General features: G+C 44.5%; 14 protein-coding genes, 8 tRNA genes and 1 riboswitch. Of the genes, 18 read left to right on the plus strand and 4 right to left on the minus strand.

Annotated elements, in window-relative coordinates; translation table 11 throughout:
• The first annotated feature begins 293 nt into the window (after positions 1–293).
• The 3 genes from FFM73_RS04975 (at position 294) to FFM73_RS04985 (ending at position 2,538) form a co-directional block, all read left to right on the plus strand.
• Complete coding sequence (locus FFM73_RS04975; RefSeq protein ID WP_137630684.1) at positions 294–839, plus strand: GNAT family N-acetyltransferase; 546 nt, start codon at positions 294–296, stop codon at positions 837–839.
• A 111-nt stretch (positions 840–950) separates the two neighbouring features.
• On the plus strand, positions 951–1,874 hold the full coding sequence (locus tag FFM73_RS04980; RefSeq protein ID WP_137630685.1) for a cation diffusion facilitator family transporter: 924 nt from the start codon (positions 951–953) through the stop codon (positions 1,872–1,874).
• A gap of 16 nt (positions 1,875–1,890) precedes the next feature.
• Positions 1,891–2,538 carry a metal-dependent transcriptional regulator gene (locus FFM73_RS04985; protein ID WP_137630686.1) on the plus strand — a complete coding sequence of 216 codons (648 nt, stop codon included), beginning with the start codon at positions 1,891–1,893 and terminating at the stop codon, positions 2,536–2,538.
• A gap of 84 nt (positions 2,539–2,622) precedes the next feature.
• Here FFM73_RS04985 and FFM73_RS04990 read toward each other — a convergent pair whose 3' ends face one another.
• Entirely contained in the window at positions 2,623–2,952 is a 330-nt protein-coding gene (locus FFM73_RS04990) for a hypothetical protein (protein ID WP_137630687.1), read from the minus strand.
• Positions 2,953–3,146: 194 nt separating this feature from the next.
• On the opposite strand from FFM73_RS04990, the gene FFM73_RS04995 reads away from it, so the two are divergent.
• Positions 3,147–3,896 (plus strand): threonine/serine exporter family protein, encoded by a 750-nt coding sequence (locus FFM73_RS04995; RefSeq protein WP_137630688.1) that lies wholly within the window; start codon positions 3,147–3,149, stop codon positions 3,894–3,896.
• A 10-nt stretch (positions 3,897–3,906) separates the two neighbouring features.
• Positions 3,907–4,389, plus strand: coding sequence for a threonine/serine exporter family protein (locus tag FFM73_RS05000; protein WP_137630689.1), 483 nt, complete (start codon positions 3,907–3,909; stop codon positions 4,387–4,389).
• Between the two features lie 226 nt (positions 4,390–4,615).
• Here FFM73_RS05000 and FFM73_RS05005 read toward each other — a convergent pair whose 3' ends face one another.
• Positions 4,616–5,005 (minus strand): DUF1634 domain-containing protein, encoded by a 390-nt coding sequence (locus FFM73_RS05005; protein WP_137630690.1) that lies wholly within the window; start codon positions 5,003–5,005, stop codon positions 4,616–4,618.
• 4 nt (positions 5,006–5,009) lie between these two features.
• On the minus strand, positions 5,010–5,852 hold the full coding sequence (locus tag FFM73_RS05010) for a sulfite exporter TauE/SafE family protein (protein WP_137630691.1): 843 nt from the start codon (positions 5,850–5,852) through the stop codon (positions 5,010–5,012).
• 221 nt (positions 5,853–6,073) lie between these two features.
• Between FFM73_RS05010 and FFM73_RS05015 the strand changes: the two genes are divergently transcribed.
• A complete protein-coding gene (locus tag FFM73_RS05015) occupies positions 6,074–6,739 on the plus strand; it encodes a phosphatase PAP2 family protein (protein ID WP_137630692.1) in 666 nt (221 codons plus the stop codon).
• A 135-nt stretch (positions 6,740–6,874) separates the two neighbouring features.
• Here the strand turns inward: FFM73_RS05015 and FFM73_RS05020 are convergent, their stop codons facing one another.
• Positions 6,875–7,675, minus strand: coding sequence for a lp_1002 family arylesterase (locus FFM73_RS05020; protein ID WP_137630693.1), 801 nt, complete (start codon positions 7,673–7,675; stop codon positions 6,875–6,877).
• Between the two features lie 115 nt (positions 7,676–7,790).
• Here FFM73_RS05020 and FFM73_RS05025 point away from each other — a divergent pair, with 115 nt between their 5' ends.
• The 12 genes from FFM73_RS05025 (at position 7,791) to FFM73_RS05080 (ending at position 13,644) form a co-directional block, all read left to right on the plus strand.
• The gene (locus FFM73_RS05025; protein ID WP_137630694.1) at positions 7,791–8,321 is read left to right on the plus strand and encodes a GNAT family N-acetyltransferase; all 531 of its coding nucleotides are present in this window, start codon (positions 7,791–7,793) and stop codon (positions 8,319–8,321) included.
• Between the two features lie 43 nt (positions 8,322–8,364).
• Positions 8,365–8,542, plus strand: a riboswitch (Lysine riboswitch).
• 83 nt (positions 8,543–8,625) lie between these two features.
• Entirely contained in the window at positions 8,626–10,101 is a 1,476-nt protein-coding gene (locus FFM73_RS05030) for an amino acid permease (protein ID WP_137630695.1), read from the plus strand.
• A gap of 192 nt (positions 10,102–10,293) precedes the next feature.
• Positions 10,294–10,932, plus strand: a complete 639-nt coding sequence (locus FFM73_RS05035; RefSeq protein WP_137630696.1) for a deoxynucleoside kinase — start codon at positions 10,294–10,296, stop codon at positions 10,930–10,932.
• Between the two features lie 276 nt (positions 10,933–11,208).
• The gene (gene serS / locus FFM73_RS05040; RefSeq protein ID WP_137630697.1) at positions 11,209–12,483 is read left to right on the plus strand and encodes a serine--tRNA ligase; all 1,275 of its coding nucleotides are present in this window, start codon (positions 11,209–11,211) and stop codon (positions 12,481–12,483) included.
• Positions 12,484–12,917: 434 nt separating this feature from the next.
• Positions 12,918–12,990, plus strand: a tRNA-Val gene (locus FFM73_RS05045).
• Between the two features lie 2 nt (positions 12,991–12,992).
• Positions 12,993–13,065, plus strand: a tRNA-Lys gene (locus tag FFM73_RS05050).
• A 17-nt stretch (positions 13,066–13,082) separates the two neighbouring features.
• A tRNA-Leu gene (locus FFM73_RS05055) sits at positions 13,083–13,164 on the plus strand.
• A 35-nt stretch (positions 13,165–13,199) separates the two neighbouring features.
• A tRNA-Thr gene (locus tag FFM73_RS05060) sits at positions 13,200–13,272 on the plus strand.
• A 4-nt stretch (positions 13,273–13,276) separates the two neighbouring features.
• A tRNA-Gly gene (locus FFM73_RS05065) sits at positions 13,277–13,348 on the plus strand.
• A gap of 16 nt (positions 13,349–13,364) precedes the next feature.
• Positions 13,365–13,450 (plus strand) — tRNA-Leu (locus FFM73_RS05070).
• A 22-nt stretch (positions 13,451–13,472) separates the two neighbouring features.
• Positions 13,473–13,546: transfer RNA gene (locus FFM73_RS05075), tRNA-Arg, on the plus strand.
• Between the two features lie 24 nt (positions 13,547–13,570).
• Positions 13,571–13,644: transfer RNA gene (locus FFM73_RS05080), tRNA-Pro, on the plus strand.
• Positions 13,645–13,801 lie beyond the last annotated feature (157 nt).

Below are 13,801 nucleotides of genomic sequence, written 5' to 3' on the forward strand. Positions count from 1 at the left end.
TAGTTAAAAGCAATGAACCAAACTTGAATCGTTAACTTAGTGAATTTAGGTTTCCGCAACACTAACTGATAAACCGAAACTAACAACACATCGACAAACCACCATCAATTCCATTTCACAAACTTCCTGTGAACCCCCATATTTTACCCGTTTCCAATCCCCGTTTAGCAAGCTTTTGAGATTAGAAAATCCTTCATGAAATTATTAGAAAAAATTCAAACGAATTTCCTAGACATTCATGAGCATTGGGTTTAAACTATCAAAATATTGTGAATAATAAAGGGGTGGAACAAATGTATTTACGTCGCGCAGAAATGAAGGATTTACCACAAATCGAATCAATCATCCAGGATGGGAAAGCCCACCTGGCGGCTCAACACATTGATCAATGGCAGGGGGGATATCCCAATACCAGCGTTTTGGTCAACGACATTCAAAATGGGCACACAGTGGTCTTAGTTGAAGGTTACGAAGTGTTAGGAACGGCTGCGGTCATTCCAGCACCAGACGAAAGTTACCAAGTTATTGATGGTGATTGGCTGACGCACGACGATACGTACGTTGCCATCCACCGGGTTGCCGTATCCGCTAACCATCGCGGACAAGGGCTATCCGGGAAACTATTTGCAGCTATTTTTAAGGAGATCGAAGCTAATTCTTCGATTAATGGCATTCGAATCGACACGCATCCGGATAATAAGGGGATGCAGCATATTATCAAGAAGGCTGGTTTCAGTGATACGGGTACCGTTGAAGTATTAGCTGATTCACAGACATCGGTTCATGATTTTGCTTATGAAAAACTAACGACAGCTGGGGTACTTGTAAAAACCCACTAGTATGATAAGAACGTTTGCCCTCGGGTGAGCGTTCTTTTGGTTTGAACTGCCTAACTTGTTAGCTGATTTTCCCTAAAAATGTGATAGTATAACCTTGTAGGGGGAATCGGTATGGCAGAAGATAAACAAATGTCGGGTAAAAAATTTTTCGTAGTCACCGTTTTAAACGGAGTGATCACAATCGTTGAAGCGATTGGTGGCTTATTGTCTGGCAGTTTGTCGCTGCTATCCGATGCCTTTCATAACCTAGGTGATACTTTTTCCATTGTGATTAGCTACATCGCCCATCGAATTAGTCTACGGGACGAAGACGAACGTAATACCTTTGGTTATGGCCGGGCGCAGATTTTGGCTGCTATGCTGAATGCGTTATTGTTGATCGTCGTGTCGATTTTTTTGGTGGTCGAAGCCATTAAACGACTAAGTCATCCTGAAACGATCAATGGCGGACTTATGATGACGGTGGCAATTATTGGGCTGGTTGCTAATTTGGCTTCAGCCGTTTTAATGCACCGCGGTTCAAAGCATAATTTGAATATGAAAGCCACTTATTTACACTTACTCAGTGATACGTTATCATCAATTGGTGTTATTTTCGGTGCAATCATGATTCAGTGGTACAATGTTACTATCATTGACCCAATTATCACGATCATAGTGGCGGCTTATATTACATTTGAGTCATGGCCGATTGTCCGCCACACCATTACGATCTTGATGCAAGGAGCACCACAAATGGATTACGAGGCCATTAAGAAAGATTTAATGCAGATTGACGGGATTACAAGTGTGCATCACATTCACGTCTGGATGATTGATGAAAATCGTATCATGTTTTCTGCTCATATTAATATGCGCGATATGCTGCTGAGTGAAGCTGAACCGATCTATCATCAGGTCGAGGAAGTTTTAGCTAAAAAGTACGGTATTTGTCATGTCACGCTACAGGCAGAAGATATTCGCGGACGCAATGAAGAAATGATTCTTAATGAAGACTTTGATCAGCAACTTTTAAACCGACAAAATGAAGAATAGCAAGGAGTAAGATAGTATGACACCCATGAAAGAGGATTATTTAAAGATTATCTTTGAACTTGGTGGCGCAAGCGAGAAGGTGTCGAATAAACAGATTGCCATTAGTTTGAACATTGCAGCGGGTTCAGTCACTGAAATGATCAATAAAATGGTTGAGGAAGGGCTCGTTAACCACGAACCGTATGCTGGTATTTCGCTGACTGATTCTGGTCGTAAGAAAGCGGTAACATTGGTTCGCAAGCACCGTTTATGGGAAACTTTTTTGGTTAAAAAGTTAGATTTTGCGTTGCCCGACTTGGATGTTGAAGCTGAAAAGCTGGAACACGTGACCAGCGAAAAATTAGCCAATGCCATGGATGATGCGTTGGACCATCCGAAAACCTGTCCTCATGGTGGGACAATTCCTGATCGTAACGGCCACTTTGAAAGCGAATCTCACTTGATCTTAAATGCGGTAAAAGACGGTCAAACGGTCACAGTTTCCCGGTTTATTGATAACCATGATCTACTGACTTATTTGGGTGATATTAAATTGGACATTGGTGATCAGTTAAGAGTTAACAAACACGATCCGTTTGAAGGCCCCGTTTTGGTGACTAATCTAACCGATAAACAGGATCTAACGATTGGCTACAAGGCTGCGCACTATATTTTTGTCGAATAAGGGTGCTAAAAGGGTACACTAAAAGAAGCTAGTCACCTGATGTGGGTGCTAGCTTCTTTTAGTGTACCTTAATGAAGGTTAGGGTTATAAAATCAAGAACAGCAAAATAGCGTTGACTAAAGCGGTCAGCAGCGGACCAACGGTTTTGAACAGGCTTACTTTTAAGCCAATCAAACCGTCGAATAATTGGATCAAGATCATGATCGTGGCCAGGCCAATTAAATAGGGCCGTGAAATAAAGATGACTAAACCAATGGCAACAATCACGATTGCGAAACTTCTGGATACGGCGTACTTGGCAGTGGTCAGCCCGCTTGCTGGCTGCTTTTTGGCAGTTATGTAGGCTTCAATGGAGAAACCAAAACTAACTAGGGCGCTAATTAAAGTGAAGATGGCACATAAATAATAAGTCATTTGATCATTTACCTCATTTCTAAGTGACACTTGTATTTTTAATTATAACCGGTAATTTGTTAAATATGCTGAATTTCTTTCTGTTTTGGATTGATTCGAACAAAAAGTTATCAATTCACGTAATTAAGGATAGCGCAACATTGCCTTGCAACGTATAATTTAAAGCAGAATGTTAGCAAACGGAGATGGTGGGTATGACAAATGATCAGGGCCATTTGATGATTAAAACCGCGTTGCATGCAGGGCGTATCATGATCGAAAATGGGTCCGAAGTTGCCAGAGTGGAAGATACGATTCAACGGATCGCGTTAAATGCCGGGTATCCTGATAGTAAAGTTTACGTGACGATCACCGGGATCATGATGTCGATTTCGGGTGAAGAAAACGCCCAGATCGAACCGGTGAAATCACGTTCGATCGACCTGGAGAAAATTACCCAGGTGAACGATCTGTCACGGCATTTTGCGGCCCACAAAATTAGTCTAAAGCAGTTTGATGACCGGTTGACACATTTAGACCAGCACCCCCGCTATTTTCCACTTTGGCTGCAGTTGATCTCTGCGGGTCTGGTAAGCGGGACTTTGGAAGTCGTTTTTCGTGGTAACTACCCGGACTTTTTAGTTAGCTGTTTAATTGGCTTGATTGGCTGGGGCGTCTTCTACGGGATGAGCCAACTAGCGAGGGTCCGCTTTTTGAGCGAGTTTCTAGCCGCCACAGTAATCGGTATTTTAGCGATTTTAGCAGTTAGATTTCACCTTGGAACCAATGCTGATGACATTATTATTGGGAGTGTGATGCCGTTAGTCCCTGGTGTACCGCTAACTAATGCGGTAAGAGATATCTTAGCCGGTGATCTGGTCAGTGGGATTGCTCGGGGCATGGAAGCTTTAATGAGTGCCGTGGCAATTGGCAGCGGGATCGCCATGATCCTGCAAGCAATGTGAGGATGAATCAATGCGGAATTTAATAATGGATTTAATCTTAACGTATATTGGGACGATTACCTTTGGCGTACTGCTAAACGTCCCGCGGCGAGGGCTTAATATTGGTGGCTGGATCGGTGCGCTCAGTTTTCTGTTTTATCGGCTCTGCATGATGGCTAACATGGGGATTGCCTTTGCAAATTTGATTGGGGCGCTGATCATCGGTATTTTAAGTATGCAAGCTGCTAGGTATAAAAAAATGCCCGTCATCAACTTCAATATTCCAGCACTGGTACCGTTTGTTCCTGGTGGGCAGGCGTATCAAATGGTGAAAAACTTTGCGCTGGGCAACGTTTCCGAGGCGATTAGTTTTTTACTGCAAGTTATGATCATTTCGGGGTCGATTGCCTTTGGCTTTTTATTAGCTGAAATGGTTAATCGAGTTCAGGCAAGGTTAATGCTGTCAGTGTCCAGTCGCTGGCGCCATGAGCATCGGCATAATCCGCGATTGTAAAAAGAGTGTGCGGAAAAACTCGGTAGATTCCAGAATTTAACCCAATAATGCCCATTCCGGCGAACTTTGTCGGGATGGGCATTATTGGGTTAAATGGCCGGAATCTGAGTTTTGGAGCATGATTAGGCCATATTGAAGTATTAAACAAATGGTTGTCTTTTTACTGTTTACAGTTAGGCGGTCAATTGAAATACTGACCAATATAGGGCCTATGGTGTAGCCTTTTCTAAACGGTATGCCCGATGATAAAACTAATACATAGGATGATTAAAACGGTGGACGTAATCCAAACGTAAAGGGTGTCGTGTTCTTTGTAGAACGCGTAAATGGAAACGACCACCCGTAAAACGGGAGTTATGATCAAACAGAACATCCCGACCATCATGACTGCGTAAGGCTTTAAAGCCACCGTACCGGAAATGATGGCGCTGATGGTGGTTGGCTGATGACCAACTGGATAACCGCCGTTACCGCCATGAACTAATAATAAGATTAAGCCGAAGAGCATGATAACTGCGGCAACCACAACACCAATTTGCAGGATGCGGCCAATGATCACTTCAATGTGGTCCATTTCGTTTTCAGTTGCGCTATTTTGATGTGATTGATCGTCCATGTGATTAACCTCCAATGATTCCCTTATACAGCATCTGCAGCCCAATAAATAAAATGACTGGAATAAAGATTATCCGAATTACGCGGGCAGGCAGCACTTGCATGATTCGTGAACCGATAACAGCGCCAACGAGGATACCTAACGCTAGCGGTACCGCGATATTAGGCAAAATTGACCCGTTAAAGAAATACACTGTGGCACTAGCTGCGGCAGTGACTCCCATCATTAAATTACTAGTTGCAGATGATGGCTTCAGCGGCATTTTCATAAAGGTATCCATGGCGGTGACTTTAAAAGCTCCTGAACCGATGCCTAACATGCCGCTGGCTAGTCCAGCCCCCAGCATGACTAGAAAACCTTGGGGAACCTGTTCAACTTGATAATCGACCCGTTTAAGTTCGGCCTTATCGAAATAGGAGCCGTTCAGCTTTAATTTAGTGGCAATGGGGTCAGCTTTAACGTTGTTTAAGCTCTCTTGTCCCCGTCTTAACTTGCGCCACATGTTCCAGCCGGAAAAGACCAGCAGTGCACCAAATAGGAGATAGAGATACTTGGGATCTAAAACGCCAGTGAGCAGCGCGCCAGCGATCCCGCCAATGGTAGTTGCGATTTCCAGAAACATGGCTACTCGTAGGTTTAGGACTTCATCTTTCAGGTAAGCAATTGTGGATCCCGAACTTGTTGCGATCACAGCGATAATACTTGCGCCAATCGCATACTTGATATCTAAGCCCATCATTAACGTCAGCACGGGGGTGATGATAATGCCACCGCCAAGGCCAAGAATTGCACCGGCAATTCCCGCAAATAGGCCGACCCCCATCATTATTAACATTGTTTGAATCATGATAAATTCCTCTCTTGTACTGTCAGTAAAATCCACCTCACCAACTTTAGCATATTTTTGATTATCTGGGTATGTGAAAATCGGTGTATCCGGATACAATTCCGCCCTGATATTTCTAAATTTTCTAATAACAATCTGAATCCAATATCAGGCGTGTGATAATCTATGCTATACTCAATTTCGCAATATCAATTTGTTATCAATATTGGGAGGAAGCAACAATGATTATTCAAAAAGAGCGGGATCGACCGTTTCGCTTATTAGTCAGCGGTGGGCTGTTCGTCTTTTTAGCAGCCGTCGTTATGGCACAATCTGGGCTATTAGAATTCATGGACAGCGTCATGATTCAAGTTGTTCAAAAACATCAATCCGGTACCAAAGAAGCGGTGATGAAACTCATTTCATCTCTGAGCAGTCCCACGTTTGCCATTATCTGGGTTCTGATTATTGCGTTTCTACTGTGGGGATTTAAATATCGTATTCCCGCGCTATGGGCACTGGGTACCTTAATCGGTGGCGATGTGATTGCCACGCTGGTTAAGCACATTGTCGCTCGGCCACGGCCAATTGGTCATCTGGCAAGTGATAACGGGTTTAGTTTTCCCAGTGGCCACGTTTTCGGCATGACGTTAATTATTGCCATTATTTGGATCGTAGTGGTGCCGATGATCAAAAAAGACTGGCAGGCTATTTTAGTAAGAACCGTGATGATTATCTGGTTGCTCTTGCTGGCCTGGTCACGAATCTATCTGGGTGCCCATTATCCAACTGATACCATTGGTGCCATGTTGTTGGCCTATGCTTGGCTGCAGATCAGTGAGTGGTTATATATCTGGTTAGCGCCAAAATTATCACGGGTCAAATTATTGGAGCGTTCATTTTATTAATTTTATTGAGAGTATCAAAAAAACGGGTGAGCAGTCAATCTTTGACTGTTCGCCTGTTTTTAATTAATGTAGTGGGACTTGTCGACTGGTTGAACGAAATACCTTTATTGTTAACTCGAAGCAGATTCGATGATATTACAACGTGGCATTCAGCCATTCTTCAGCGAGATCTAGCCAATGGGCCACGTGCGGCTGGTCGGCGTCACGCTTCCAAGCGGTTAGATGGTTAGCCAGAGCCAGCCCATGGGGACCGTGATTGAAGAGGTGCAGCTCAACCGGAATTTGGGCGATATTCAAGGCACTAGCGTAGGCCAGACTGTTGGCTGACGGAACCAGCGAATCATCCGCGGTCGCCCAGATAAAGGTTGGCGCATTGTGCGCGTTAACGTGTTCATCGGCTGCGATAACGTCAGGATCATCAGCCCATTGTGCCAGTACCCCGTCTTTAGTGGGAAAGCCCAGTTTAGGACTGATCACAGGATAGCCCAGCAAGATCGCTTGTGGCTGTAGCTCATCAGCCGTTGCGCCAACTTGACCAGCTAACCATTCTGAAGCCCAGTAATCGTTGTAAAGGGCCACGATATGACCACCTACAGAAAAGCCAGCAATTGCAATGCTTGCAGGGTCAATGAGCCAGTCAGCGGCGTGCTGTCTCAGCAAGGCCATCGATTTGCCTAGTTCAACTAGCGGTGCCGGGTGCAGCGGCTGTTTTTCAGCCACAAAGCTGTAGCGCAGGTAAAAGGCTTGGTAGCCCAAGTTAGCAAACGCCATTGCCAGAGTTTCCGACTGCTGTTCTGGAATGTGGGTGTAAGAGCCCCCCGGAACCACAATAATTGCTGGATAGGTTTGATCGGGGTTATCGGGATCGGTTTGTCTCAAGTAACCTTGTAAGTAAGCGGCGGTATCGTCGCCCAGTGATTCTTTAATAATTTGCATAGTCATCATCCTAATTGTAATCTATAATTAAATTAACCCAACAGTGTGTTAAATCAGATTCAGTAACAATAGTTTAACGCATTTTGGACTACGATAAAAAGGGTACGGTTGATAGATGATTAATATTCAAACAGAACGGCTGATGATTCGGCAATTTGTTGAGTCTGATCTGGACGACTATTTCGCCATCGTTGGCGATCCTAAAAACGCTAAGGCGGCTGGTTTTCAGTATGCCCATCACAAGACGGATGCTGCGTATTTGCTGCAGACGGCCATTAAGCAGGGAATGGTGTTTGCCATCGTTGAAACGCTGACACAGCGAGTGATCGGCAGTGTGGGGTTTTACCCCAAAATTGGCCAGAACGGTGAACAAGAAGCGGATTCAGCTGAGATCGGGTACGTCTTAAACCGCTTATACTGGGGTCAAGGTATCATGACGGAAGCAGCTACGAGTTTGGTTAAAACGGTATTTGACCAGCAGTTATTGAAGACGATCTGGGCCAGTATTTTAGATGATAATCGGCGTTCACAGCGAGTTTTGGAAAATCTCGGTTTTGATTACGTTGATCAATTTACGCATTCAGCTCATGCCATCTATCAACCTGGCAAAACCGAGATCATCTACCGGCTAGACCGGCCAAACTAAACCGTGCTTGCATTTTAAGTGGGAACGGTTTAGTATTAAATGCATCAAAAGAAGAGGCGCGAATGACAAGAGTCGCTTTCAGGAGAACGATTAGGTTCTGTGATTGAAAGTTAAAGGGTCATTTGCCGAAGCTCGCCGTGGCTAATAACACGCGGAGCTGGGGCCAGTCCTAAGAAGGCTGGAACTGTCGCAACGATGTGTTGCGGAGAGCTTCCTACGGTAGAATGACTCTTAGGTCGTCTCGCAGGTAGCTGCAGGCGGCCTTTTTTGTTGGCAAAAATGAGAGGGAAAGTGAGTGTAAGTAATGGCGAATCAAACAAGTGGCAATGGTGGTAACGAGGTTAAGCGTTCGCTCAAGACCCGACACCTTTCAATGATCGCGTTAGGCGGTAGTATTGGGACCGGGCTATTCGTTGCCAGTGGGTCAGCGATTTCAACGGCGGGTCCTGGTGGTGGGCTTTTAGCCTACGTTGCTCTAGGAATCATGGTTTATTTCTTAATGACTTCCCTGGGTGAAATGGCAACCAACATGCCGGTATCAGGATCGTTTGCAACGTATTCAACTAAGTACGTCGATCCGGCATTGGGGTTTGCAATGGGCTGGAACTACTGGTTTAACTGGGCAATTACGTTAGCCGTGGACATTAGTACGGCGGCGTTAGTCATGAAGTTCTGGCTGCCTAACGTGCCCGGTTGGATCTGGAGTACGTTAATCCTGTTTCTGATTTTTATGATCAATGCGCTGACCGTTAAAGCCTTCGGTGAAACCGAATACTGGATGGCCATGATCAAAGTCGTTACTGTCGTTATCTTTTTGATTGTCGGTTTTGCAACGATCTTTGGGATTATGGGCGGTCACGCAGTCGGTCTTTCAAACTTTACCTATAAGAAGGCGCCATTCGTCGGTGGTGTGCCAGCTATCTTAAGTGTCTTCGTCGTTGCTGGGTTCTCATTTCAAGGGACTGAATTAGTCGGAATTACAGCCGGTGAATCAGCTACCCCTGAAAAGAGTGTGCCAAAGGCGATCAACCAAGTATTCTGGCGGATCTTACTGTTTTATATTCTAGCAATCTTTGTCATTGCCTGCCTGATTCCTTATACCAGTCCTAAACTGCTGGGGTCTTCAGCCAGCGATATTGCTATCAGTCCCTTCACTTTAGTCTTTGAACGGGCTGGGTTAGCAGCAGCGGCCAGTGTCATGAACGCCGTTATCTTAACATCAGTTATTTCAGCCGCTAATTCTGGGATGTATGCTTCGTCACGGATGTTATATTCATTAGCACTGGACGATTTTGCACCGAAGTATTTTGAACACACGACTAAACACGGGGTACCTTTGCGGGCCCAAGTTGCTACCACGATTGTTGGTGCGATTGCCTTTATTACCAGTATTACCGGGCCAGAAGTTTATTCTTGGCTGATTGCTGCGTCTGGATTAACCGGGTTCATTGCTTGGGTGGGAATTGCGATTTCTCATTTCCGGTTCCGGCGCGCCTTCGTTAAGCAGGGGCATCAACTATCTGAACTAAAGTATCATGCTAAGTGGTTCCCATTTGGTCCAATCTTAGCGTTTGTTTTGTGTATCTTAGTCATTATCGGCCAAAACCCATCAGCTTTCGTTCGCTTTGACTGGAAGCAGATCGGTGTGACTTATCTGAGTGTCCCACTGTTCTTCATCCTATTCTTCTGGTATAAAATCAAGTACCGGACACACGTTATTCCTCTAGATGAAGTGGATGTGTCACCGCATAAGCGGCAGGAAGATGTCGATGATAACTAGGTTTTAATTTAATTAAATAGTGAATAAGAACGTGATCTTTAGTCAGTTGATTGGCTGAGGATCGCGCTCTTTTTAGTTTAAATACTGTGTAAAACCTCACTAGGATACAAATTACCCCCAACATATTGCATTTGCGGTCAGCCATGATACAATATGAAGTACTGACTTTTGAGATTAAAGGAGAAATTAGCAATGATCGTACTTTCAGGAACCATCGGGGCTGGGAAGACCAGTTTGACCCACTTACTTGCGCAACACTTAAACAAACCAGCTTTTTATGAATCAGTCGAGGATAACGAAATTTTACCGTTATTCTACAAGAATCCTAAAAAATACGGTTTCTTACTGCAGATCTACTTCCTCAATAAGCGTCTAGATAGTATCAAAGCAGCTTCTAAGGATGATGAATCCGTTTTGGACCGGTCAATTTTTGAAGATTCACTGTTGTTTAAGTTGAACGCTGATCTAGGTCGCGCAACCCAGACTGAATCTGATATTTATAATTCTCTCCTTCAAAACATGATGCAGGAGTTGCCAAATACCAAGGAAAAGAAGAACCCTGACCTGCTGATCCACATTAATATTTCGTTTGATACGATGCTGACGCGGATCAAGAAGCGTGGCCGGTCATACGAACAGGTTGATAAGGATCCGGAACTGTACGACTACTACAAAACGTTGGATGCCCGTTACGTGAAGTGGTACCAAAATTATGATAAGTCACCTAAAATGCAGATCAACGGTGATGAATTTGATTTTGTTGAAGACACTGGTGCGCAAAAAAAGGTCCTTTCAATGGTCGATCAAAAGATTGCTGAATTAAATTTGTAACCCTGAGTTGCTTTTAGGGGCCAAATATTTTACAATGAGTTCAATTACAAAACGCAATGTGCCTTTAAGTAGATGCTCAGAGAGACGGGCTAGTGGAATCCGTTCATCGAAACTCCAGTACATGAAAGCGGACAGTTAATCCTGTACGGTTGATCGCCGTTACCGATGTTTGAGTGTGCAGTTAGACTGCAAACTTGGGTGGTACCGCGAGCTTTCGTCCCAATTTTTGGGGCGGAAGCTTTTTTGCGGGCCAAAAAAATGAGAGGAGTAGTATTTATGATTGATTTAAAATTAGTACGCAATGAAACCGACTTTGTTAAGGAAAAGCTGGCTACCCGTGGCGTTGAGGCCGCAGAAATTGACGAGCTATTAGCTGCTGATCAAAAGCGCCGTGACTTGATCGTTAAGAGTGAAACCATGAAGGCAACTCGGAACCAGGTTTCCGATGAAATTTCGCAATTAAAGCGAAACAAAGAGGATGCAGGAGACAAGATTACCCAGATGAAACAGGTGAGTGCTGACATTAAGGCCATGGACGATCAGCTCACGACCATTGCTGAAGAAGTCCACGATAAAGCTTCAAGACTGCCAAACATTCCTAACGATAACGTGCCGGTCGGCTTAACTGAAGACGGTTCCGTTGAATTACGGAAGTGGGGCGATATTCCTAGTTTTGACTTTAAACCAAAGTCACACTGGGAGATCGGTGAAGCGCTGGGAATTTTAGACTTTGAACGTGGTGCTAAGGTTTCTGGCAGCCGTTTTCTGTACTACATCGGCCAAGGTGCACGTCTGGAACGAGCACTGTATAACTTCTTCTTGGACGAAAACGAAAAGGCCGGCTATACCGAAGTCTTGCCACCCTACATGGTCAACAGTGCTTCCATGTTTGGGACGGGTCAATTCCCGAAGTTTACCGAAGACGTTTATTCGTTAAAAGAAGCGGATGAGACCCTGATTCCTACTGCTGAAGTGCCACTGGTCAATTACTACCGTGACGATGTGATCGATACTGAGAAGTTACCCGTGAAGTTTACCGCGCTGACACCAGCTTTCCGTTCTGAAGCTGGGAGTGCTGGCCGCGATACCCGTGGACTCATTCGGTTGCACCAATTTAACAAGGTTGAAATGGTACAATTTACAAAGCCGGATGAATCATGGGATGCCTTGGAAACAATGACCAATCATGCAGAAGATCTGCTGAAGAAATTGGGGATTGCCCATCACGTGATCACGTTGACCACCAGTGACATGAGCTTTACCGCAGCCATGACCCATGACCTTGAAGTATGGCTACCCTACCAAGACAAGTACCGTGAAATTTCCAGTTGTTCAAACTGTACTGACTTCCAAGCACGTCGGGCCCACATCCAGTACCGTGATGACAACGGTAAGCTGCAGTATGTGCACACCCTAAACGGTTCTGGACTGGCAGTTGGCCGGACAGTCGCTGCTATTTTAGAGAATTATCAAAATGCGGATGGCACGGTTGATATTCCTAAAGTCTTACAGCCATACATGGGCGGTCAGACGAAGATCGTTAAAGAGTAATAGTGTCACAAAAGTAGGCTTAATAGCCGGTAATCAGTTAATCTTAGCCGGTTGCCGGCTATTTTAATAGCGTAAAGGCGTTTAAATACATTTTTATGAAGTTAAATAGATAACTTATTCATTGACTTAATAGCTGGGTTTATAAAATAAACGTTAGCAGTAAAGTTAAACTCAGCTGGATCTCAAAAGTTAACGGGGAACTACTGGTAGCGCCTAACCCCCGTTCTAAAATAGTTTAAAGAAATTTGAAAAAGGGGTAGCTTTTTTTAGAAAAGACGTGTAATATAGTTCTTGCAGTTGAAACACAGGACATATTGCTCTGAATAACTATTCAACAACTTAAAAAAAGTTGTTGACAGCCAATGGGCTGAATGATAAACTATAATAGTTGTTTCAAAGAGGTCGATCGTAATTGTTCACCTTTTGAGCATCATGGAGGATTAGCTCAGTTGGGAGAGCGTCTGCCTTACAAGCAGAGGGTCACAGGTTCGAGCCCTGTATCCTCCATTGAGCCGTTAGCTCAGTTGGTAGAGCATCTGACTTTTAATCAGAGGGTCGACAGTTCGAGACTGTCACGGCTCATTAACCAGTATCACCATGCGGGTGTGGCGGAACTGGCAGACGCGCTAGATTTAGGTTCTAGTGTCTTACGACGTGGGGGTTCGAGTCCCTTCACCCGCATTAGTTTAAAAACTAAATAGTGTATCATCACTTTCGCCGACTTAGCTCAGTTGGCAGAGCATCTCACTAGTAATGAGGAGGTCGGAGGTTCGAATCCTCTAGTCGGCATTGTGCGGAAGTAGTTCAGTGGTAGAACATCACCTTGCCATGGTGGGGGTCGCGGGTTCGAATCCCGTCTTCCGCTTTTTATGTTCATTCCTGCCGGGGTGGCGGAATTGGCAGACGCACAGGACTTAAAATCCTGCGGTCAGTGATGACCGTACCGGTTCGATCCCGGTCCTCGGCATTTTTTAATTTAATAGCTTTATGCACCCATAGCGCAATTGGATAGAGTGTCTGACTACGAATCAGAAGGTTGTAGGTTCGACTCCTACTGGGTGCATTTTTGTTGTTTTCAAACAGCAAACGGGAAGTAGCTCAGCTTGGTAGAGCACTACGTTCGGGACGTAGGGGTCGCAGGTTCAAATCCTGTTTTCCCGATCATCGTCCAAACGAAAATACAGTAAGAAAGAGGTTATCAGTAGTGGTAGCCTTTTTTGGTTCTTCGTCAACTGTTGTTGGTGAACAAAATATTGGAGTTCTAATCACTTGGTGATTAGAGCTCTTTTTGTATGAACTCGAAAAGCGAACAGCACTC

The organism is Secundilactobacillus hailunensis (genome assembly GCF_005405185.1).
GTDB classification, from domain to species: Bacteria; Bacillota; Bacilli; order Lactobacillales; family Lactobacillaceae; genus Secundilactobacillus; species Secundilactobacillus hailunensis.

Coding starts and splice junctions, on each gene's coding strand:
- FFM73_RS04975 (WP_137630684.1), top strand. CDS start 294: ATGTATTTACGTCGCGCAGAAATGAAGGATTTACCACAAATCGAATCA.
- FFM73_RS04980 (WP_137630685.1), top strand. CDS start 951: ATGGCAGAAGATAAACAAATGTCGGGTAAAAAATTTTTCGTAGTCACC.
- FFM73_RS04985 (WP_137630686.1), top strand. CDS start 1,891: ATGACACCCATGAAAGAGGATTATTTAAAGATTATCTTTGAACTTGGT.
- FFM73_RS04990 (WP_137630687.1), bottom strand. CDS start 2,952: ATGACTTATTATTTATGTGCCATCTTCACTTTAATTAGCGCCCTAGTT.
- FFM73_RS04995 (WP_137630688.1), top strand. CDS start 3,147: ATGACAAATGATCAGGGCCATTTGATGATTAAAACCGCGTTGCATGCA.
- FFM73_RS05000 (WP_137630689.1), top strand. CDS start 3,907: ATGCGGAATTTAATAATGGATTTAATCTTAACGTATATTGGGACGATT.
- FFM73_RS05005 (WP_137630690.1), bottom strand. CDS start 5,005: ATGGACGATCAATCACATCAAAATAGCGCAACTGAAAACGAAATGGAC.
- FFM73_RS05010 (WP_137630691.1), bottom strand. CDS start 5,852: ATGATTCAAACAATGTTAATAATGATGGGGGTCGGCCTATTTGCGGGA.
- FFM73_RS05015 (WP_137630692.1), top strand. CDS start 6,074: ATGATTATTCAAAAAGAGCGGGATCGACCGTTTCGCTTATTAGTCAGC.
- FFM73_RS05020 (WP_137630693.1), bottom strand. CDS start 7,675: ATGCAAATTATTAAAGAATCACTGGGCGACGATACCGCCGCTTACTTA.
- FFM73_RS05025 (WP_137630694.1), top strand. CDS start 7,791: ATGATTAATATTCAAACAGAACGGCTGATGATTCGGCAATTTGTTGAG.
- FFM73_RS05030 (WP_137630695.1), top strand. CDS start 8,626: ATGGCGAATCAAACAAGTGGCAATGGTGGTAACGAGGTTAAGCGTTCG.
- FFM73_RS05035 (WP_137630696.1), top strand. CDS start 10,294: ATGATCGTACTTTCAGGAACCATCGGGGCTGGGAAGACCAGTTTGACC.
- serS (WP_137630697.1), top strand. CDS start 11,209: ATGATTGATTTAAAATTAGTACGCAATGAAACCGACTTTGTTAAGGAA.